The sequence below is a fragment of the Streptomyces sp. S465 genome (assembly GCF_026898115.1).
Classification (GTDB): Bacteria; Actinomycetota; Actinomycetes; order Streptomycetales; family Streptomycetaceae; genus Streptomyces; species Streptomyces luomodiensis.
The window spans coordinates 3,763,412-3,784,168 of the sequence record NZ_CP114036.1 but is presented as its reverse complement, the minus strand read 5'-3'; the positions used below and the strand labels follow the sequence as shown (position 1 = coordinate 3,784,168).

At 71.7% G+C, this 20,757-nt stretch carries 14 protein-coding genes; 11 read left to right on the top strand and 3 right to left on the bottom strand.

Annotation, left to right across the window (positions count from 1 at the left end):
- Nucleotides 1-2: 2 nt before the first annotated feature.
- The 4 genes from N6H00_RS15980 (at nucleotide 3) to N6H00_RS15965 (ending at nucleotide 7,509) form a co-directional block, all read left to right on the top strand.
- Nucleotides 3-1,658 carry a beta-N-acetylhexosaminidase gene (locus N6H00_RS15980; RefSeq protein ID WP_268972372.1) on the top strand — a complete coding sequence of 552 codons (1,656 nt, stop codon included), beginning with the start codon at nucleotides 3-5 and terminating at the stop codon, nucleotides 1,656-1,658.
- 276 nt (nucleotides 1,659-1,934) lie between these two features.
- Nucleotides 1,935-2,834: an FAD binding domain-containing protein gene (locus tag N6H00_RS15975; protein ID WP_268972370.1), complete on the top strand. Its 900-nt coding sequence runs from the start codon at nucleotides 1,935-1,937 to the stop codon at nucleotides 2,832-2,834.
- The gene (locus tag N6H00_RS15970; protein ID WP_268972368.1) at nucleotides 2,831-5,191 is read left to right on the top strand and encodes a 2Fe-2S iron-sulfur cluster-binding protein; all 2,361 of its coding nucleotides are present in this window, start codon (nucleotides 2,831-2,833) and stop codon (nucleotides 5,189-5,191) included. Before N6H00_RS15975 ends, N6H00_RS15970 begins: the two co-directional genes overlap by 4 nt.
- On the top strand, nucleotides 5,188-7,509 hold the full coding sequence (locus N6H00_RS15965; RefSeq protein ID WP_268972366.1) for a xanthine dehydrogenase family protein molybdopterin-binding subunit: 2,322 nt from the start codon (nucleotides 5,188-5,190) through the stop codon (nucleotides 7,507-7,509). The genes N6H00_RS15970 and N6H00_RS15965 overlap by 4 nt, the downstream gene beginning before the upstream one ends.
- Before the next feature lie 63 nt (nucleotides 7,510-7,572).
- Here N6H00_RS15965 and N6H00_RS15960 read toward each other — a convergent pair whose 3' ends face one another.
- The 3 genes from N6H00_RS15960 to N6H00_RS15950 form a co-directional block, all read right to left on the bottom strand.
- Nucleotides 7,573-11,940, bottom strand: a complete 4,368-nt coding sequence (locus N6H00_RS15960; RefSeq protein ID WP_268972365.1) for an amino acid adenylation domain-containing protein — start codon at nucleotides 11,938-11,940, stop codon at nucleotides 7,573-7,575.
- A 616-nt stretch (nucleotides 11,941-12,556) separates the two neighbouring features.
- On the bottom strand, nucleotides 12,557-13,252 hold the full coding sequence (locus N6H00_RS15955; protein ID WP_268972364.1) for an HAD family hydrolase: 696 nt from the start codon (nucleotides 13,250-13,252) through the stop codon (nucleotides 12,557-12,559).
- A complete protein-coding gene (locus N6H00_RS15950) occupies nucleotides 13,242-14,108 on the bottom strand; it encodes a winged helix-turn-helix domain-containing protein (protein WP_268972363.1) in 867 nt (288 codons plus the stop codon). The genes N6H00_RS15955 and N6H00_RS15950 overlap by 11 nt, the downstream gene beginning before the upstream one ends.
- Nucleotides 14,109-14,585: 477 nt before the next feature.
- On the opposite strand from N6H00_RS15950, the gene N6H00_RS15945 reads away from it, so the two are divergent.
- From N6H00_RS15945 to N6H00_RS15915, 7 genes are all read left to right on the top strand, one after another.
- Nucleotides 14,586-15,398 carry a DUF4097 family beta strand repeat-containing protein gene (locus N6H00_RS15945; RefSeq protein ID WP_268972362.1) on the top strand — a complete coding sequence of 271 codons (813 nt, stop codon included), beginning with the start codon at nucleotides 14,586-14,588 and terminating at the stop codon, nucleotides 15,396-15,398.
- A 47-nt stretch (nucleotides 15,399-15,445) separates the two neighbouring features.
- The gene (locus N6H00_RS15940; protein ID WP_268972361.1) at nucleotides 15,446-15,895 is read left to right on the top strand and encodes a DUF3307 domain-containing protein; all 450 of its coding nucleotides are present in this window, start codon (nucleotides 15,446-15,448) and stop codon (nucleotides 15,893-15,895) included.
- Nucleotides 15,896-15,986: 91 nt separating this feature from the next.
- Nucleotides 15,987-16,277, top strand: a complete 291-nt coding sequence (locus tag N6H00_RS15935) for a hypothetical protein (protein WP_268976987.1) — start codon at nucleotides 15,987-15,989, stop codon at nucleotides 16,275-16,277.
- Nucleotides 16,274-16,936 carry a GGDEF domain-containing protein gene (locus N6H00_RS15930; RefSeq protein ID WP_268972360.1) on the top strand — a complete coding sequence of 221 codons (663 nt, stop codon included), beginning with the start codon at nucleotides 16,274-16,276 and terminating at the stop codon, nucleotides 16,934-16,936. The genes N6H00_RS15935 and N6H00_RS15930 overlap by 4 nt, the downstream gene beginning before the upstream one ends.
- Complete coding sequence (locus N6H00_RS15925) at nucleotides 16,936-18,063, top strand: conjugal transfer protein (RefSeq protein ID WP_268972359.1); 1,128 nt, start codon at nucleotides 16,936-16,938, stop codon at nucleotides 18,061-18,063. Before N6H00_RS15930 ends, N6H00_RS15925 begins: the two co-directional genes overlap by 1 nt.
- The gene (locus N6H00_RS15920; RefSeq protein ID WP_268972358.1) at nucleotides 18,060-18,443 is read left to right on the top strand and encodes an RRQRL motif-containing zinc-binding protein; all 384 of its coding nucleotides are present in this window, start codon (nucleotides 18,060-18,062) and stop codon (nucleotides 18,441-18,443) included. The genes N6H00_RS15925 and N6H00_RS15920 overlap by 4 nt, the downstream gene beginning before the upstream one ends.
- Nucleotides 18,444-18,577: 134 nt before the next feature.
- Complete coding sequence (locus N6H00_RS15915; protein ID WP_268972357.1) at nucleotides 18,578-20,752, top strand: cell division protein FtsK; 2,175 nt, start codon at nucleotides 18,578-18,580, stop codon at nucleotides 20,750-20,752.
- Nucleotides 20,753-20,757 lie beyond the last annotated feature (5 nt).

The following is a 20,757-nucleotide window of genomic DNA, read 5'->3' as shown; positions in this document are numbered from 1 at the left end:
GGATGACACACGACCCCGCGGGGCTGATCCCCGCACCCCGCCACGACGAGAGCCGGCCGGACCGCGCGGGCGCGCGGATCGACCCGCTCCGCACCGCCCTGGCCGCCGGCCCCGGCACCGAAGGGGTGGCGCGCCTGCTGCGCGCGACCCTCGGCCAGGCGCTCGGACTGGCCCTGCCGGACGGCGAACCCGGCGGCCGGGACACCCTCACGCTGCGGATCGACACCGCGCTGGAGCCCGAGGGCTACCGGCTCACCGTGGCCGACGGGCGCGTGGAGATCGCCGGCGGCACGGCCGCGGGCGTCCACTGGGGCACCCAGACCCTCCGTCAGCTGCTGGGCCCCGACGCCTTCCGCCGCGCCCCGCTGAGGGGCGCGGGGAGGGCCTGGGACCTGGCGGAGCGGACGGTCGAGGACGCGCCGCGGTTCGCCTGGCGCGGGCTGATGCTGGACGTGGCCCGTCACTTCATGCCCAAGGACGGCGTCTTCGCCTATATCGACCTGCTCGCCGCCCACAAGCTCAACGTGCTCCACTTCCACCTCACCGACGACCAGGGCTGGCGCGTCGAGATCCGCCGCTATCCGAAGCTCACCGAAACCGGCGCCTGGCGCGAGCGCACCAAACTCGGCCACCGGGCGTCCCCGCTGTGGGACGAGCGGCCGCACGGCGGCTACTACACCCAGGACGACATCCGCGAGATCGTCGCCTACGCCGCCGAGCGGCATATCACCGTCGTCCCGGAGATCGACATCCCCGGACACTCACAGGCCGCCATCGCCGCGTACCCGGAGCTGGGCAACACGGACGTCATCGACACCGCCTCCCTCGGAGTCTGGACCACCTGGGGCATCAACCCGAACGTACTCTCCCCCACCGACAACACGCTCCGCTTCTACGAGAACGTGCTGGCCGAGGTCCTGGAGCTGTTCCCCGGCAGCTTCGTCCACATCGGCGGCGACGAGTGCCCCAAGGACCAGTGGAAGGCGTCCCCGGCCGCCCAGGAGCGCATCCGCGCACTGGGCCTGGCCGACGAGGACGCGCTCCAGAGCTGGTTCATCCGCCACTTCGGCCGCTGGCTCGCCGAGCGCGGCCGCCGGCTGATCGGCTGGGACGAGATCCTCGAGGGCGGCGCGCCCGGCGCCCCGCTGCCCGAGGGCGCCGCCGTCTCCTCCTGGCGCGGCTACGCGGGCGGGATCGCCGCCGCACGGGCCGGCCACGACGTCGTCATGTGCCCCGAGCAGCAGGTGTACCTGGACCACCGGCAGGCCCCGGGCGAGGACGAGCCGGTCCCGATCGGCTATGTGCGCACCCTGGAGGACATCTACCGTTTCGAACCCGTTCCACCGCAGCTCACCGGCGCCGACGCGGACCGGGTGCTGGGCGCCCAGGCCAATGTCTGGACCGAGGTGATGGAGGACCGCCGGCGTGTCGACTACCAGACCTTCCCCCGGCTCGCCGCCTTCGCCGAGGTGGTCTGGTCGGCCCTGCCGCCGTCCCCCGCACGGGACTTCGAGGCGTTCGAGGGACGCATGGAGGCACACTACGCGCGCCTGGACGCGCTCGGCGTGAGCTACCGCCCGCCCGCCGGGCCGCTGCCCTGGCAGCGGCGCCCCGGGATTCTCGGACGCCCGCGCGAGGGGGCGCCCCCGATCGTGTGAGCCACCCCGTAAGGTGCGCACCGCTGCCCGCCGCCCCTGGGAGCGTAGTCCCACCGGCGCACGCCCAAATCGCACAAGGGTCCCTGAAACGTGGCAATCCACTCCTGGCGGAGACGTCGCCAGAAACCCGTACCATCCCGCAGGTCAGGGACGGATCCGCGGATCGCGGACCCACACGGCGGCGGGGTCGGAAGATGTGCCAGAGTTGCCACGTCCGGGCTGTCAGCACGTACCGTACGGCGCAACAGCCGGGATACCGGGGAAGGGGCAGCTGGGTTGACCACGCACGCACCGCAGGCGGCGCACACGGTGACGTTGCCGGGCACGCTCGACGAGGCCGTAGCGGCGCTGGCCGCCATGCCCGCCGCCGTGCCCGTGGCGGGCGGTACCGATCTGATGGCCGCGGTCAACTCCGGCCTGCTGCGGCCCGCCGCGCTCGTCGGCCTCGGCCGGATCAGCGAAATCCGCGGCTGGCGCTATCTGGACGGGCACGCCCTCCTCGGCGCCGGACTCACCCACGCCCGGATGGGCCGCCCCGACTTCGCCGCGCTGATCCCGGCGCTGGCCGCGGCCGCGCGGGCCGCCGGACCGCCGCAGATCCGCAACGCCGGCACCCTCGGCGGCAACATCGTCACCGCCGCCCCCACCGGCGACGCGCTGCCGGTGCTCGCCGCGCTGGAGGCCACGGTGGTCATCGCCGGGCCCGAGGGCTCCCGCCGCGAGACCCCGGTCAGCCATCTGCTCGCCGGGGTCGACATGCTGCGCCCCGGTGAACTCGTCGGATTCGTCCGGGTGCCGCTGCTGCACGCCCCGCAGACCTTCCTCAAGGCCACCGGGCGCACCGGACCCGGCCGGGCCACCGCCTCGGTCGCCCTCGTCCTCGACCCGGCGCGGCGCGGGGTGCGCTGTGCGGTCGGCGCGGTCGCGCCGATGCCGCTGCGCCCCCTGGAGGCCGAGCGCTGGGTCGCCTCGCTCATCGACTGGGACGGCGACCGCGGTCATCTCGACCCGCAGGTCATCACCGCTTTCGGCGAGTACGTCGCCGCCGCGTGCATCCCCGATCCGCTGCCCTCGCAGGACGGCGGCGAGCCGATCCCCCTGCCGCCCGCCGCGATCCATCTGAGGCGTACCGTGGCAGCCCTGGCCCGCCGAGCACTGGGGAGGGCACTCGCGTGAGTGACGAACAGCAGCCGCACCGGCAGGAGCCGGTGAGCGGATGGCAGCCGATGCCGCACGGTCCGGAGTACGACGCCGAGTCGACGGCCTTCGTCCAACTGCCGCCCGACTACGCGCATCCGAACCCGGCCGACCCGTCGGGCCATTGGGACCCGCTCGCGGCGCCCGGCACGGGCTACGCGCCCCCGCCGATGGACGCGGGGCACGGCGACCCGTCCCAGGGCGGCCAGTGGCAGCCGGCCGGACACGACCAGGGCGCGGCCCACGACCAGGGCATGACCGGGCACTGGACCACGGCCGACGCCGCCGGCGCCTATCTCTACGGCGGCCTCCACGATCCGCACGGCTCCGGCCAGTGGGCGATGCCCGGCGAGGACCAGCAGGGCCACCACCCGCAGCACACCGGCCACTGGCCGGCCCCGGCGGCCGAGGAGCCGGTGGACGACTGGCCGGTGCCCACCCCGTCCGACGGCGCCGACGGGCCCGTGCACACCAGCCAGTGGACCATCCCGGTGGCGGGCGACGACGGGGTGGACGAGACCGGTGAGTACCGGGTCGACGACCACCCCGGCCCGGCCGCCCCTCCGTACGGCGGTCACGCGGACGGCCCCCAGGACCCGCAGACGACGGCCCAGTTGCGGATGCCGTTCATCGCCGGGGCGACGCCCCAGCACCAGCCGCACGAGGCCCACCAGCCGCACCAGTCCCACCAGCCCGGCCAGCCGCACGAGGCCCACCAGCCGCATCCCGGGCAGCAGCAGGGGCACATCGGCCAGTGGTCGGTCCCGGCCGCCGAGGAGGGTGTGGAGGACTCCGGGGAGTACGCGGTCGAGGGCCACCCGGGCCCGGCCGCGCCGCCGGCCGCGGCCACACCGCCGCCGGCCCGCCGTCCGCTGGGTATGCCCGACCGCGACGAGCCGGTCCCGGCCGCGGACCCGGCGTGGCCGGGTCCCTCCGCCGGGGACTCGGGCCAGTTCGCGGTCGAGGGGCACCAGGGGCCGCACACCCCGCAGCACGACGGCCTCGCGCCCGGTGAGCGGCAGCCCGCCGCCGACGACCCGGCCTGGGGGCACGGCGGTCCGGCCGCCGGGGACTCCGGCGAGTTCCCGGTCGACGGTCAGCACGCCGGCCTCCACACCCCGCCGCACGGCAGCCCGGCGCCCGGACTGCCCCAGGACGCGGCCTGGCAAGGCGAGTTCACGGGCGAACGGTTCGAGGGCGAGCAGTTCGAGGGCGAGCGGTTCGAGGGCGAGCGGTTCGAGGGCGAGCGGTTCGAGGGCGAGCGGTTCGAAGGCGAACGGTTCGAGGGCGAACGGTTCGAAGGCGAGCAGTTCGAGGGCGAGCCGTTCGAAGGTGAGCAGCTCGACGGCGACCGGTTCGCGGATGACGCCCATGGGCACGCCCCGCACCCCGGCCCCGAGGCCGGCGCGGGCCACACCGACGCGCCCGCCGACGGCCGGGACGCCGCCGAGGCCCCTGCCGAGCCCTCCGCCGAGGCGGTGCCGGACGGCGCCGGGCCCGAGGCCGCCGAGCCCGCGGCCGGGCCCGAACCGGCCGCGGCCGAGGGCGAGTTCACCGCGGCCGCTGACGCCGCCGAGGGGCCCGCTCCGGCCGATCCCCGGCCCGAGACCCCGGCGGAGACTCCCGAGGCCGCTGACGCCCCCGCTGAGCCCGTTCCCGGCCCCGCCCCCGCCGAGGCGGCCCCGGCCGGTCCGGTCGCCTCGCCCATCGACGAGTTCCCGAGTCACAGCGAGCATCCACTCACCTCCTACGTGCTGCACGTCAACGGCGCCGACCGCCCCGTCACCGACGTCTGGATCGGCGAGTCGCTGCTCTACGTCCTGCGGGAGCGGCTCGGTCTCGCCGGGGCCAAGGACGGCTGCTCGCAGGGCGAGTGCGGGGCCTGCTCGGTCCAGGTCGACGGGCGGCTCGTCGCCTCCTGCCTGGTGCCCGCCGCCACCGCCGCGGGCAGCGAGGTCCGCACCGTGGAGGGCCTCGCCGCAGGCGGACAGCCCTCCGACGTCCAGCGGGCGCTCGCCGAGTGCGGGGCGGTGCAGTGCGGCTTCTGCGTACCCGGCCTCGCGATGACCGTGCACGACCTCCTCGAGGGCAACCACGCCCCGACCGACCAGCAGACCCGGCAGGCGATCTCCGGCAACCTCTGCCGCTGCTCCGGCTACCGCGGAGTGCTCGACGCCGTCCGCGAGGTCGTCGCGAGCCGCGAGGCGGAGGCCGACGCGGACGGCGGACCCGACGCCCACCAGGACCCGGCCCGCATCCCGCACCAGGCGGGACCGCACGGCATCACCGGCAACGGGAGCGTCAACGGAAGCGGCAGCGGAAGGGCATCGGCATGACCGGAATCGCGGACGGCGCGGGCGCCGTCACCGCCACCCCCGCCGCCGGAACGCCCGTCCAGCCCCCGGCCCGCATGGGCCTCGGCGTGTCCCTGCCGCCCGCCGACTCGGCGGCAAAGACCTCGGGCACCTTCCCGTACGCGGCCGACCTGTGGGCCGAGGGACTGCTGTGGGCCGCCGTGCTGCGCTCCCCGCATCCGCACGCCCGCATCGTCTCCATCGACACCGCGCAGGCGGCCGAAATGCCGGGCGTACGGGCCGTGGTGACCCACGCCGACGTGCCCGGCGACGCCTCCCACGGCCGCCGGGTCGCCGACCGCCCGGTCTTCGCCAAGGACCTGGTCCGGCACCACGGCGAGCCGATCGCCGCGGTCGCCGCCGACCACCCCGACACGGCCCGGCTGGCGGCCGCCGCCATCGCCGTCGAGTACGAGGTGCTGGAGCCGGTCACCGACCCCGAGCAGGCGTTCCACGCCGAGCCGCTGCACCCGGACGGCAATCTGGTCCGCCACATCCCGCTGTCCTTCGGCGACCCCGAGGTGGTCGGCGAGGTCATCGTCGAGGGGCTGTACCGCATCGGCCGTCAGGACCCGGCGCCCATCGGCGCCGAGGCCGGCCTGGCCGTGCCGCGCCCCGACGGCGGGGTGGAGATCTACACCGCCTCCACCGATCCGCATGCCGACCGCGATCTGGCCGCCGCCTGCTTCGGCCTGGAGCCGGATCGGGTGAAGGTCGTCGTCACCGGCGTGCCCGGCGCCATGGGCGAGCGCGAGGACCCGGGGATGCAGCTGCCGCTCGGGCTGCTGGCGCTGCGCACCGGCCATCCGGTGAAGCTCGCCGCGACCCGTGAGGAGTCCTTCCTCGGCCACGCCCACCGCCACCCCACCCTGCTGCGCTACCGCCACCACGCGGACGCCCAGGGCAAGCTGGTCAAGGTCGAGGCGCAGATCCTGATGGACGCCGGCGCCTACGCCGACTCCTCGGCGGACACGCTGGCCGCCGCCGTCTCTTTCGCCTGCGGCCCGTATGTCGTCCCGCACGCCTTCATCGAGGGCTGGGCCGTGCGCACCAACAACCCGCCCTCCGGCCATGTCCGCGGTGAGGGCGCGATGCAGGTGTGCGCCGCGTACGAGGGCCAGATGGACAAGCTGGCGGCCAAGCTCGGGCTCGACCCCGCCGAGATCCGGATGCGCAACGTGATGGCGACCGGCGATCTGCTGCCCACCGGGCAGACCGTCACCTGCCCGGCCCCGGTCGCCGAACTGCTCCAGGCCGTAAGGGACGCACCGCTGCCCGCCCTCCCCGAGGACGACCCCGAGGAGGAGTGGCTGCTGCCGGGCGGCCCCGAGGGCGCGGGCGACCCGGCCGCGGTGCGGCGCGGGGTCGGCTACGCCCTGGGCATGGTCCATATGCTCGGCGCCGAGGGGGCCGACGAGGTCTCCACCGCGACCGTCAAGGTGACCGGCCCGGTGGCCACCGTGATCTGCGCCGCCGTGGAGACCGGCCAGGGCTTCACCACGCTGGCCCGCCAGATCGTCCAGGACGTCCTCGGCATCGAGGAGGTCCATGTCGCCCCCATCGACACCGATCAGCCCCCGGCCGGGCCCGCCTCGCGCGGCCGCCACACCTGGGTCTCGGGCGGTGCGGTCGAGCGCGCCGCGAAGATGGTCCGCACCCAGCTGCTACAGCCCCTCGCGCACACCTTCGGCATGTCGACCGAGCTGCTCACCATCGCCGACGGCAAGATCACCTCGTATGACGGGGTGCTCAGCACCACCGTCGAGGAGGCGCTGGAGGGCAAGGAGCTGTGGGCCACCGCCCAGTGCCGTCCGCACCCCACCGAGCCGCTGGACGAGACCGGCCAGGGTGACGCCTTCGTCGGGCTCGCCTACTGCGCGGTGCGCGCCGTGGTGGACGTCGACATCGAGATCGGCGCGGTCCGGGTCGTGGACATGACGGTGGCCCAGGACGTGGGCCGGGTGCTCAACCCGCGTCAGCTCAAGGCCCGTATCGAGGCGGGCGTCGCCCAGGGCATCGGCGCGGCCCTCACCGAGAACCTGCGCACCTCACGCGGTGTGGTCCGGCACCCCGACCTGACCGGCTACGCCCTGCCGACCGCCCTGGACGTGCCCGACATCCGCATCGTCAAGCTGGTCGAGGAACGGGACGTGGTGGCCCCCTTCGGTGCCAAGGCGGCCAGCGCGGTGCCGGTGGTCACCTCCCCGGCGGCGGTCGCGGCGGCGGTCCGCGCGGCCACCGGCAGGCCGGTCAACCGCCTGCCGATCCGCCCGCAGTCGGCGGTCGTCAACCGTATGTAGCGCCCCTCCGGCCGGGAGGGGTGGTGTGGCCGGGCGGAATCCCCGCCCGGCCACACCGCGCCGTCAGGCGTCGGCCGCGTCGAGCGCCGCCGCCACGACCGGGCCGATGAGCGCCACATGCTCCTGGCGCATCATGTGGTGGTGCTGCGCGGGCACCTGGTGGACCCGCACCGTGCCGTCCAGATACGGCTGCCAGGACTCCGGGGTGTGCGCCGGGCGCGGGAAGCCGGGGGTCTCGTACTCCGCCGCGAACAGCAGCAGATCGCCGGTGTACGGGTCCGGGGAGAACTTCTTCGTCAGCTCGATGTCGCTGCGCATGATGTCCAGCAGCGGGAAGGTGGCCTCGCCCGCCAGCAGCCGCGCGGGCAGACCGGACTCCCGGACGAGGGCCGCGGCCAGCTCGTCGGCGTCGCGTTCCGGCGCGTCGGCGATCTCGCCGGACGGCTGGGTCTCCCCGGCCCACGGGATGATGATGTCGCCGCCCCGCAGGCTCTCCAGGAGCATGCCCAGCCACTCGCGCTTGCTGTAGTCGGGCAGTCCGAACTCCCACTGGTTGTCGGGGTAGGCGTCGAGGATCGACAGCACCCCGACCCGCTCGCCCGCGCTCTGCAGCCGCGTCGCCATCGCGTACGCCACCAGACCGCCGAAGGACCAGCCGAGCAGGTGGTACGGGCCCTCGGGCTGGACCGCGCGGATCTGCTCCACGTAGTCGGCGGCCATCTCGTCCACGCTGGAGGGCAGGATGCCGTCCTCCTGGAGCCCGTGCGACTGGAGGGCGTAGACCGGCCGCTCGGGGTCGAGATGGCGCAGCAGGCCGGTGTAGAGCCAGCCGAGGCCGCCGCCGGGGTGGACGCAGAACAGCGGGGCGAGCCGGCCCTGGGCCCGCAGCGGGAGCAGTGGGTCCAGGCCGTGCTCCACCGCACCGTCCCCGGCCGTCCGGTCCTCGTCGAGGCGCTCGGCGAGCTGGGCGACGGTCGACGCCTCGAAGAGGGTACGGACCTCCATGGGCACGTCGAGCGCGGCGCGGACCTTGGCGGCGAGCTGGGCCGCGAGCATCGAGTGGCCGCCGAGTTCGAAGAAGCCGTCGTCGATGCCGACGGTGGGCAGGCCGAGCACCTCGGCGAACAGTCCGCACAGGACCCGCTCGCGCGCGGTGCGCGGCTCGCGCGAGGCCGCCGCGCCGGTGAGGTCGGGGGCGGGCAGGGCGCGGCGGTCGACCTTGCCGGTCTCGGTCAGCGGCAGGTCGTCCAGGACGACGACGGCCGCCGGGACCATGTGGTCGGGCAGCCGTCGGGCCACCGAGCGGCGGACCGCGGCGGGATCCATGGCTTCGGCGCCGGCGGTGCCGTGGGCCTCGGCCTGGGCGTCGGCCTCTGCCACGGCCTTGGAGGCGCCCTGGGCCTCGCACTCTGCGTCGGCCTTGGGGGCGGCCTTGGCGTCGGCCTGGGCTTCGCCCTTTGCCTTTGCCTCGGTCTTGGCGTTGGCCTGGGCTTCGCCCTTTGTCTCGGCCTTGGCGTCGGCCTGGGCTTCGCCCTTTGCCTCTGCCTCGGTCTTGGCCGGGACGACGTAGGCGACGAGCTGCTTGTCGTCGGGGTGTGTCTCGCGGGCGACGACCACCGCCCGTTCCACTCCGGGCAGCGACCGCACCGCCTCCTCGACCTCGCCCAGCTCGATCCGGAAGCCCCGGATCTTGACCTGGTCGTCGGCGCGGCCGAGGTACTCCAGCTCCCCGTCGGCGGTCCACCGGGCCAGGTCGCCGGTGCGGTACATCCGCTCGCCGGGGGCCCCGAAGGGATTGGCGACGAATCGTTCTGCCGTCAGGCCCGGACGGTTCAGATAGCCGCGGGCCAGGCCGGGCCCCGACACGTACATCTCACCGGTCGTCCCCGGCACGGCCGGGCGCAGCGCCCCGTCCAGCACATGGACCCGCAGATCGGGGATGCCGGTGCCGACGACGCTTCCGGGCAGGGTCGCGGCGGCCTCGCGGTCCAGGGCGCGGTAGGTGACGTGCACGGTGGTCTCGGTGATCCCGTACATGTTCACCAGGACGGGGGCGGTGTCGGGGTGCCGCTCGTACCAGTCCGCCAGCCTCCGCAGGTCCAGCGCCTCGCCGCCGAAGACGACGGCGCGCAGGGCGGTGAGCCGCGCGCCGGTGCCGGGGTCCTCCTGGTCCGCGTGGATCAGCTGCTGGAAGGCGGAGGGGGTCTGGCTGAGCACGGTGACCCGCTCGTCCGCCAGCAGGCGCAGGAACGCGTCGGGGGAGCGGCTGATGGCGTGCGGGACGACCACGAGCCGGCCGCCGTGCAGCAGCGGGCCCCATATCTCCCAGACCGAGAAGTCGAAGGCGTAGCTGTGGAACATGGTCCACACGTCGTCGGCGCCGAAGTGGAACCAGCCGTTGGTGGCGCCGAAGAGCCGGACCACGTTGTGGTGCGGTACCACGACGCCCTTGGGGGTGCCGGTGGAGCCGGAGGTGAAGATGGTGTAGGCGGGGTGCTCGGGGGACAGCGGCGCGGTGCGCTGCTCGTCGGTGGGGTCGTCCGCGGGCTGTCCGGCGAGGGCGGTGAGGATGTCCGGATCGTCCAGCGCCAGCTGGTCGGAGGCGGTCCCGGTCAGCGTTCCGGCGAGGTCGCGGGTGGTGACGACGACCGCGGGGGCGGCCTGCTGGAGCATCAGTTCCAGGCGCTCACGCGGATAGCCGGGGTCCAGCGGAAGGTAGGCGGCACCGGACTTGAGCACGGCGAGTACCGCGACGATCAGGTCGGCCGAGCGGGGGAGGGCGAGAGCGACGAGCCGTTCCGGGCCCGCGCCCCGGGTTATCAGCAGATGGGCGAGGCGGTTCGCGGAGCGGTTCAGCTCGGTGTAGGTGAGGGAGGTCGCGCCGTCGCTCACCGCCACCGCCGAGGGGGTGCGGGCGGCCTGCGCGGCGAACAGGTCGGGGAGCGTGGCGGGAGGTATGTCCGGGACCAGGGGCGTCCGCGGGGCCTCGCCCCGGCTCTCGCTCCGGTCCCCGTCCCCGCTCTCGTTCTCGCGTCCGTAACCGCTCCAGGCCAGCACCCGCGCCCGCTCCTCGGCGGTCAGCAGCTCGATACCGCCGACGGTGCGCTCGGGGTCCGAGGCGTCGGCGAACGCGTGCACCAGCGTCAGGAAGCGGGCCCGGTGGGCGGCCAGGTCCTCGTCGCTGTAGAGGTCGGCGTTGGCGTTGAGGTCGATACGGATGCCGGTGCCGTCGGACCGGTCGTAGGCCATGATCGACAGGTCCTCGACCAGCCCGTTCGAAATGTTGTGGGCGGTGACGCGATGTCCCGCGAAGTCGAAGTCGTATTCGAACGACATGATGTTGACGTGGGGGCCCAGGAAACTGTTGCCCCCGTCCGGAAGATGCAGATCCCGCACCATGTCGATACGGCGGTAGCGCTGATGCCGCAACGCTTTCCGCATCTCCTTCGACGCCTGCCGGATGAGATCCCGTACCCGCATATGCGGGCTGACGTCGAGACGCAGCGGCGCGACGTTGGCGAACATGCCGGGGTGGGCGCGCGTCGCGGCGTCGGTACGAGCCGATACCGGCAGGGTGAGGACGATGTCCTGCTTGCCGGTCAGCCGGTGCAGATAAGCCGCGGTCGCCGCGATCATCAGGGCGGACCAGTGGGTCCCCGCCTTTCGTGCGGCACCGCGCAGTCCGGCCGCTTCCGCCTCCGACAGATACGCCGTCTCGCGCCGGAAGTCACGCAGGTTCTTGCCCGGCCGTCCGGAAAGCCGGGCCGGTTCGGGGCAATCCCCGAACCGTTCCATCCAATACTCTCTGTCCCTGGTGAAATCCTCCGACGCGCGGTATTTCTCATCCCATTCGAGCATCTCCCGCAGAGAGCCGCGGCCGGTCGTCGGAGCCGCCTCGTGCCGGGTCTGATCGGCCTCGGTCCGGTGTCCGGCCCCCGCCGCGTAGGCCGTGTAGAGCTCGGCCACCCGACGGGCGGTGAGGGCCGCCCCGGCGGCGTCCGTCACGATGTGGTGCGGCGCCTGGTACCAGGCGAACCGCTCCGGCCCCAATTGGAACAGGGCGAAGGCGAACAGCGGGGCGCGGGTGAGATCGGTCGGCCGGGTCATCTCCTCCCGCATCCACCGTTCGGCCGCCTCCCGGGGATTCGCCTCGCCGCTGACATCGAAAAACGGCAACTCCCATTCGGTGACCGGTTCAACAACCTGCCACGGCACCCCGCCGTCCTCGCCGAAACGCGTGTTGTACGGCTCGGTTTCGGTGACCGTCCGACGGAGTGCGGATTCGAACAGCGTTCGGTCGATCGGGCCATGAATTTCCAGATACTCGCCCACCCGGAAGCGGGTGCTCTCCGGTGTCAGTTGCTGGCCGAGCCAGATCTCGCTCTGACTCGTCGACAGCGGAAGGCGGGCACCCCTGGCATCGGACTGCAAGATTCCCCCATATGGGACATGAAACGTGGTCGAAACAAAAATGCCTGGCGGCCACGGGGGGTGGTTGCAGGCACCTGTTCGACTTTAGGAGAGGAACCATGCGAGGCGGCGGGCGTGCCAGGGCAGTTGGCGCGATCTTAACCGATTGCCCGAAAATCTTCACAAGTTGCGGAGGACTCGGAAGCGTTCGGTGGCGACCGCGTGAAAGCCCATTTCAGAAGCGCCCGAAAGACGAACTCTGTCGCTTTTTCAGTGGTGATTTCCGTGATCCGGGTCCGAGCATGCGCCTCACGCTTCCGCGTGTCCAGGGGGTGTGCGGGAGTTGACCGAGACGCGAACAACCGCGCGGGCGCCGAAGGAGGCGCCCGCGCGGTGGGTGTGGAGGCCGTGGCGGGAATCGAACCCACGTAACTCGCTTTGCAGGTTTGTCCCTGCTAGGCACAGCGTGATCCGTAGCCGTTCAGGCTCGTTCAGTCCCGTACTCCCGTCCTTGGCGTGAACCGCCGTGAACGACATCGAACGGCGGTGAATGAGACGGAAACTGAGACGGGGCCCATCCCCCTGACCAGGCGTGTAAGCCTTCAGCCGCGACTCACTGGGGCCCTCGGTGGGATTGCTACCTGGGACTCGATGCAAGAGCATCGGCCACAGTAGTCATGTCGGTCACCACTGCGTCGGCCCCTGCCTCAGCCAGAGTGAGACCCTTGTGTGGCTTGTTGGCGAAGCCGATGGACGTCGCTTCGGCGGCACGAGCGGCTTCGATGTCTGTCACCGAGTCCCCGATCAGCGTGCAGTCCTGGGGCGCCATGCTGAGCCGTTCAGCCGCGAGCATGAGTGAGTACGGCGCCGGTTTCATCAGGTCCGGCCGGTAGGCGGCGCGCCCGACGACTTCATGCACGAGGTGCGTTAGATCGTGCTGTGCTAGGAACTCTCGGACACAGCCAGCGGAGTTGTTGCTGACCACCGCGACTTTGCGGCCCGACTCGCGAGCAGCGCTCAAGGCGGCAACGGCCCCGGCGACGGGGGCGCCCGCCACCTTGACGGCCGCGACTTCGGCTGCGGTGAGGGCGTCCTCTATGTCTCGGATAACGGACTCGCCGCCGTGCGGCGCCAAGCGCAGGATCTCCATCGGGTCATCCGTGCCGCGCGCCTTGCCTCCTAGGTGCGCGTCATAGCGGTCCACGATCTCTGACAGGTCCCTCGCGACTCCAGGGGCGGGTAGACCGGCGAACACGTCGCAGATCGGGCCGTCGAAGTCGAAGAGAACTGCCGAGGCGGCGGCGATCGTCGCGGACAGGCCGTTACTTGCCATCAGGGTTGAAGTCCCTTCCGATCGTGTTCCAGACGCTTTCGAACCACATGCGCGCCTGTTCGACCTGTTGGGCTCCACTCGACGACTCGCCCTCGTTCACGGAGTAGTGGAACAGTGTGGCGTCGGTACCTACGAGGTCGTAGATCTCGACCGCTTCCCCCTCCGTGACCACCTTGTTCGGCCGGATGGGGTAGTAGCCGAAGAACGCATCTTCCTGGTTGATCACATACAGCTTGAAGAACTGCGTTCCGCTGTGTACGCGCACGCTCACCTTGGTCTCCGCCACCAGCCCGAGAACGCTCAGCTCGTGGATCGAGTTGGTGATGCTGCGTGTGAAGCCGACCATCATGTCGTGCATGCGGCGGCGCAGGCGCGGATCATCTGCCCCGTCTTCGCGGCGCACAGGCGCGGCCTGGGGCACCGACATGTCCGGCACCAGTATGCGGATGTTGATGTTCGATGGCGTCAGCCGGCCGACGCGGATCTTGTCGATGGGCTCCTGAAGAGCGCTGTGTAGCGTCTCGCTGGAGAACCCGGCGAAGTCGATCGAGACGTCCGCGCTGGCGAATGCCTGCTCAACGTACGGGCGGAGGCCGGCCGGCCGTTCCGTGCGGTTACGGACGTATACGCCGCTGCCCTTGCGAGATACGACGAGCCCCTCATCCTCCAAGTCCCGGAGCGCCCGCTGGATCGTGGCGCGAGCGAATCCATACAGCTCAGTCAGGGTTTTGTGCGACGGGAGCTTGTCGCCGGGACCTAGCTTCCTCGTCCGAATGGCGGCGCCGAGACTGCTTGCCACCTGCTCATACGGCGGTCGGTCGTCGTCCGGGTCCAGGGGTTCGGGCGTGAAGTTCATGCCCCGATGCTACGTCCTCCCACCCTGATCAGGACAGCCAGGCTAGTCAGGTGTTGACGTGACTAGCCAGGATGGCTACGTTGTTCTCGTACCCACCGGGCTAGCCAAGTTGGTCAGGCTCTCGGGTGGGGACGGGCCGTCTTTGGCCTGCACAAATGCGTGACCTGCACAGCAATGGGCTCTGCTTCGGCGGGGCCAAGGGGCCCGGGACAGAGCGGGCCGAGGGGCCCGGATCCCTGGTCAACCGGAGGGCTTAGACCGAAAGGTCACGTCTCCATACGCCTGAAACGGGAGCGCGCTCCCGAAGGAGACACCGCATTACCGCCCCGATGGTCGTAGGCAGGGTTCGACTCCCTCGCCGGGGCACTTGGCCTGCCGCTTTTTGCGGTTTCGGCCCTCATTCCCGACGCGGCGGCACTCCCGGACAAGGACAGCCGGCCGCCCGGTCTCCATCCCGACGTAGTCAGGAGTTCCTTCATGACCGAGCGCACGATCCCCGTGGACGCATTCGGCCCGATCGCCCTGGATCTGACGATGAACGCCGGCAGCATCCGGGTCGCCGTTGACCCGGCGCTGAAGCAGGCGCAGGTGGTGCTGAAGACCGACGCCGCTTCGGGCCCGTCGGTCGACGCGATCCGCGACACCGCCGTAAGCCTCAACGGGCAGAACCTCCGGGTCCGCGTCCCGGACGTGACCGGCGGCATGATCGGCAGCACCAACATCCGCATAGGCGGCAGCACGATGACGTTCTCCGGCGGCAACGGCGTACAGATCGTGGGCGGCAACGTCCACATCACCGGCCATAGCGGTGGCAAGGTCTTCATCAACGGCCGCGAGGTCACCGCCACCGGCCCGGCCGGCGACGCGGTCACACCGATCACCGCCGAAATCCACCTGCCCGCCCGGTCCGTGGCGCTGATCAGCACGCATACCGCCGACACCGCCGTCACGGGCACGCTGGCGCGACTGGGGTACGACGGCACTTCCGGCAGCCTGACCGCTGAGCGGGTCGGCGACCTGGACGCCAGGGTCACCAGCGGCAGCGTCATCGTCGGCGACGTGACCGGCCCGCTGGACGTCAACCTCACTTCCGGCAACCTCGACATCGGCGCCTACAGCGGCAGCAACGCGAGGCTGAACCTCACGTCCGGCAACGTCCGGATGGCCGCGACTCCGCAGGCCACCGGCCGTCTCACGGTGAGCGCCACGTCCGGCTGCGCGCGCATCACCGGCGCGGCTCACCTGAACGTCCGCCGCCGGGTGACCAGCGGCTACGTGCAGATCGGCTAGCACCCGCCCCGCGTCGTTCACTCTTCCCGGACAGGAGTCCGTCACCGATGCACGCTGCCACTTTCGCCGCTGTCTTCATCGCCCTGTACGTCGCCCACAGCGTGGGTGACCACTGGGTGCAGACCTCGCATCAGTCCGCGCAGAAGGGGCGCCCCGGATGGGTCGGCCGCCTCGCCGGCGCCCGGCACGTCGCCACCCTGACCCTCACCAAACTCGCTGTCCTGGTCCCGGCCGCCGCGCTGCTGGGGCTGAACCTGTCGGTGCTCGGCATCGTCGCCGGGCTCGGCATCGACGCCGTGACGCACTGGTGGGCGGACCGCCGCACCACCCTCGCGTGGCTGGCCAAGGTTCTCGGCAAGAGCCAGTTCTACGGGCTCGGCGCCCCGCGCGCCGGCCACGACGACAACCCGCACATCGGCACCGGCGCGTACGCCCTTGACCAGTCCTTCCACCACCTGTGGCTGCTGGTCGCCGCGCTCATCGTCGCCACCGTCTGACCCCGTTCTTCGCGGGGCGGTCGCACTCCCGGACAGGACAGCCGACCGCCCCGCGCCCCTCCCGACGTTCAAGGAGAGACCCACCATGCGTATGCGCACCTTCGTCGCCGGCCAGGAAGCGCACGGCGACATCGAGTTCGCGGAACTGGCGCTCGGCATCGACATCGACCTGTTCCGGGGCCCACTGGAGTCCGAGACGGACGCCGAGCGCGCCGCCCGTGAGGACGCGGCCCGTGACATCCTCGCCGACCTGCGGGCGGAGGCGGAGGCCGGAGACGAGATCGCCGGCTGGGACGCCCTGTACGCCGACGCGCTGACCCGTACGGTGCCGTTCCTGCGTCCCGCTCGTGTTCACCGGCCGCAGACGGGAGAAGCGGCATGACTGAACTGATGTTCGCCGCCGCCGCTGGTCTGCCGTTACTGGCCGGGTGGTCGGTGCACGCACTGCGGCTGACCCGCCGGATCGAGGCGGCCCGCCGCGACCCGCTCACGGGACTGTGGACGCGGGACGCGTTCGAGGGCCGTGCTGTAAAGAGCTTGTCCCGGGGCCAGCAGCGGGCCGTGTTCGTCCTGGACCTGAACTGGTTCAAGGAGATCAACGACACGCACGGCCATGCGGCGGGTGACGCGGTGATCCGCGCGACCGGTTTGCGGCTGGGGGCGTGGGCGGCAGGACATCACGGCGTGGCCGGGCGGTTGGGCGGGGATGAGTTCGCCGCCGTCACCGACGTGGCCGGCGAGGCCGACACCGTCACCGGCAACCTGAACGCCAAGGTTCTGGAGCTGATCGGCAGTCTTGAGCGGCCGGTGTCGTTCGAGGGCCGGGACATCGACGTTTCCGTCTCGATCGGCGTCGCCCGCTACTGGCGCGGGACCGCTGACCTGTCCGCCCTGCTGAGGCAGGCGGATGAGCACATGTACCGGGCCAAGCGCGAGGGCGGGGGCGCCAGCATCGCCCCGAAGCACGAGACGACGCCCGCGCTGCCCACCGTCCACGGCCGCCGCTACGGCCGGCCGGGCACCCGTAAGGAGGTGGCGTGATGACCACCCGCAAGAACCTGTCGAAGATTCAGACCGGTGTTCTGACGGCCGCGTTCGTGCCCATGCTCGCCACGGGCGTGGTCGGCGGCATCGGCACCTACAGCAACATCGGGCACGCCTACGGCACGGGGACCGCGCTCGGTGCTCTCGGTGCTGGCGAGGGCGCCACGGCCGTCCTCGCTCTGGTTCTGTTGGGGCTGACCATGCTGGGGCAGTCCTCGCCGCGCGTCGTACGGATCGGGTTGTGGGCGCTGCCGGCCGCCGCCGCTGTCATGGGCGCCATGGCCGCGCCGGACCCGGGGAGGACCGTGATCTACGCGCTGACCCCGATGGGCATGTCCGTCTCGGCGGAGGGCATGGCGTTCCTCGCCCGCCGGATCGTCGTCCACACCGACGGCCGCGACGCGGAGAACGAGCGGCGTACTGCCGACATCGTGCAGGCCCTCGCCTACCACCGTGCCCGCGCCGCACACCACCCGAGCAATCGGATCAAGTGGTGGTCGGAGCGCATGTCATGGCGTCTGGCCCGCAAGGTTGGGGTCGGGGACGCGGCGCTCGGATCGAGGCTGCTGGATGTCCAGCGCGACCGGATCACCGATGGTGCGGATGCCGCGCTCGCGTCGATGTTCGGCGGCACCGGCCCCGTGCCCGCCCCGGTCGCGAATGCGGAGGAATCTACCGAGACCGTGAGGAATCGGTCTACGGCTGACCTGCGGGAATCGACCCCGGCGTCGTCGGTCGTGCTCACCCGGTTTTCGGTGTCCGATCCGGTGGCGGTCGACTTCGTAAAGCCGACTCTCCCGCTCAAGCCGATGCCCGCGATCGCCCCGGGGGTCGACCCGGTCAAGGTCGATCCTGCGCCGACCGGGCGTCGGGTGGTGGCGGCCGACTCCCCCCGATCCCGTCGGGCGACCGGCCGGGTTCCGGAGGTGGCGCGGTCGCCCCGGCCGAAGCGCACGGCCGAACAGTTGCTCGCTGAGGCTCGTACTGCTACGGCCGACTGGCCCGCCGACCGGATCACGGCGGAGGGCATCCGCCGTACGGTCCGCACCTCGCCGGCGAATGCGCGGATGCTGCGGGACACCATCCTTGCCGAACGCAGCGAGAGCGGCGGTAAGGCCGCGTGAAGCGGCTGACCCTTCCCGACTGCTTCGACCCGACCGGGGAGCGCTTCGGCATCCCCACCTACCCGTGGCGATGCGCCCCGGACGGCTACGCGACCCGCCGCCAACTCCGCAGTCGGGGACTACGGCCGGGCGGTCAGGACATCGCGGCGCAAATCCTGCGCCCGCGTCGCCGTCGGGAACCGCTGACCGCGTACCTGTACCGGGTCGACCTCGCCCGCCCAGTACGCCCGATGACCCCGGGCCGGTGGCGTGCGCACGCAGCGATGATGCGCGCCCGCCGCCGTTGTCCCGAGTGCGGTACGGATGCCGGATACGTCATCCCGCCCACGCTCGGAACCTGCGTGACCTGCGCCTATCACCAGGAACAGCGCGCTGCCTGAATCTCACAACCCACACACTCTGTGTGGCCTCTCTCGGTCCGTCTGGGCTGAGTCTCTTCTCACGGGCTCGGCCGCCCACCTCCTACAGCGTCGACCGGGCCCGTCCTCCACACCCGAAAGCGGAAGGACCCTCAGTGAAGCACCCCGACGACGACAACGAACTGTTCAACCGGCTGGAAGCTGAAATGACGGCCGACTCCGGGGCCGATGTGGTCGACCTCGACAAGGCCCGTGCCGCCCGTGAGTCGACCCCGACCGACCCGGCATCGGACGACCCGACCACCGCCGTCATGGTCGCCCGGCCCGCCCCGACCGCGACCGGTCCGGGCTACCTGGGTCGACTGGCCGCAGCGAAGCGCCGGGATGTGATCCCGGTTTGGCTGCGGTCGACCGCCGAACTGCGCACCGCCGCCGCATGGGTCGCCCGCCACTACACCCATTCGATCGGCTATCACGCGCTGCGCTCCCCGGTCTACACCCTCCGCCTCACCCTGCAAGCCCCTGCGGGCGCCGCGAAGTTCGTGGGCGGCACGATGCGGTGGGCGGCCGACCGCGAGGGCGAACCGGTCCGCCTCGCCGCCGTACGGCGCGAGGACGCGGCCGAGTACCTGAAGCTCTCGCGGCAGCGTGACGGCCGCGTCCGGCTGCGGGTCCTGGTCACCGTGCTCGCGATGTTCATCGGACTGGGCGCCGCGTTCGCCATCTACGTCCTCGCCCCCGGATGGCTTCAAGCCCTGTCGGTGAGCGCGGTCGTGCTCGCGCTCGGCCACGCCGGCCGCAAGGCGGATGACCCGGTCATCCACCGGGCGGTGGAACTGCCCACGTCGACCAAGCTCACGTCGGACATCGTGCTGCGTGCACTCGGCTCGCTCGGTATCCCCGCGATCAACCAGGCGCAGAGCAAGGGACGGGACGGGTTCGAGTTCACCGCCCCCATCACCCGCGACGGCCCCGGCTGGCGTGCGAAGGGCAACTTGCCCTTCGGCGTGACGGTGACCGACATCATCGAGCGGCGCGAACGGCTCGCGTCCGGCTTGCGCCGCCCGCTGGGCTGCGTGTGGCCGGAGGCCGTGCCCAACGAGCACACCGGGCATCTCGTGCTGTGGGTCGGCGATCAGGACCTGTCCAAGGCCAAGAAGCCCGCATGGCCCCTGCTCAAGTCGGGTTCGGTGGACCTGTTCAAGCCGGTCGCGTTCGGCACCGACCAGCGCGGACGCTGGGTGGAGATCACGCTCATGTACATCGCGGCCGTCATCGGCGCGATCCCGCGCATGGGCAAGACCTTCCTTCTGCGTCTGCTGTTGCTGATCGCGGCCTTGGACCCGCGTGCGGAGCTGCACACCTACGACCTCAAGGGCACCGGCGACCTTGACCCGGTCGGCAACGCCGTGAGCTACCGGCACCGCGCCGGGGACGAAGAGGAGGACATCGAGTACGCGGTGCGGGACCTGCGCGCGCTGCGTGAGGAACTGCGGCGCCGCGCGAAGATGATCCGCTCGCTTCCCCGGGACGTCTGCCCCGAGTCCAAGGTGACGTCGGAACTGGCGAACAAGAAGTCGCTCGGACTGCACCCGATCGTGGTCGGGGTGGATGAGTGTCAGGTCTGGTTCGAGCACGACAAGTACGGCAAGGAACTCGAAGAGATTTGCACTGACCTGGTCAAACGCGGTCCGGCGACCGGGATCGTGCTCCTTCTCGCCACGCAGCGCCCGGACGCGAAGGCACTGCCCACGGGCATCAGCGCGAACGCGTCGGCCCGGTTCTGCCTGAAGGTCATGGGCCAGTTGGAGAACGACATGGTGCTCGGCACGTCCGCCTACAAGCGGGGTGTGCGCGCCACGATGTTCAGTTGGGCCGACAAGGGCATTCACTACTTCGTCGGCGAGGGCGCTGACGCCCGCATCGTCGGTTCCGTGTACGTGGACGCCCCGGCCGCCGAAGCCATCGGCGCCCGCGCCCGCAAGGCCCGCGAACTGGCCGGCACCCTGTCCGGGTACGCGCTCGGGGAAGAGCCGCAGCCGGACGAGAGCGCGGCGTATGACCTACTGCGGGACATCCTCGCCGTCGTCCCGGCCGATGAGCCCAAGGTGTGGTCCGAAACCGTCGTCGCCCGTCTCGCCGAACTGCGGCCGGAGGTCTACGACGGCTGGGACCCCGAGTCCCTGTCCGCCGCCCTGAAGCCGCACGGCATCACCACCATCCAGGTGGGCCGCCGCCTCAACGGCAAGGTCGTCAACCGGCGCGGCATCGACCGCTCGCACATCGTCTCGACGATTGCAGAGCGTGATGGAAACCGGGACGCGGGCTGATACTC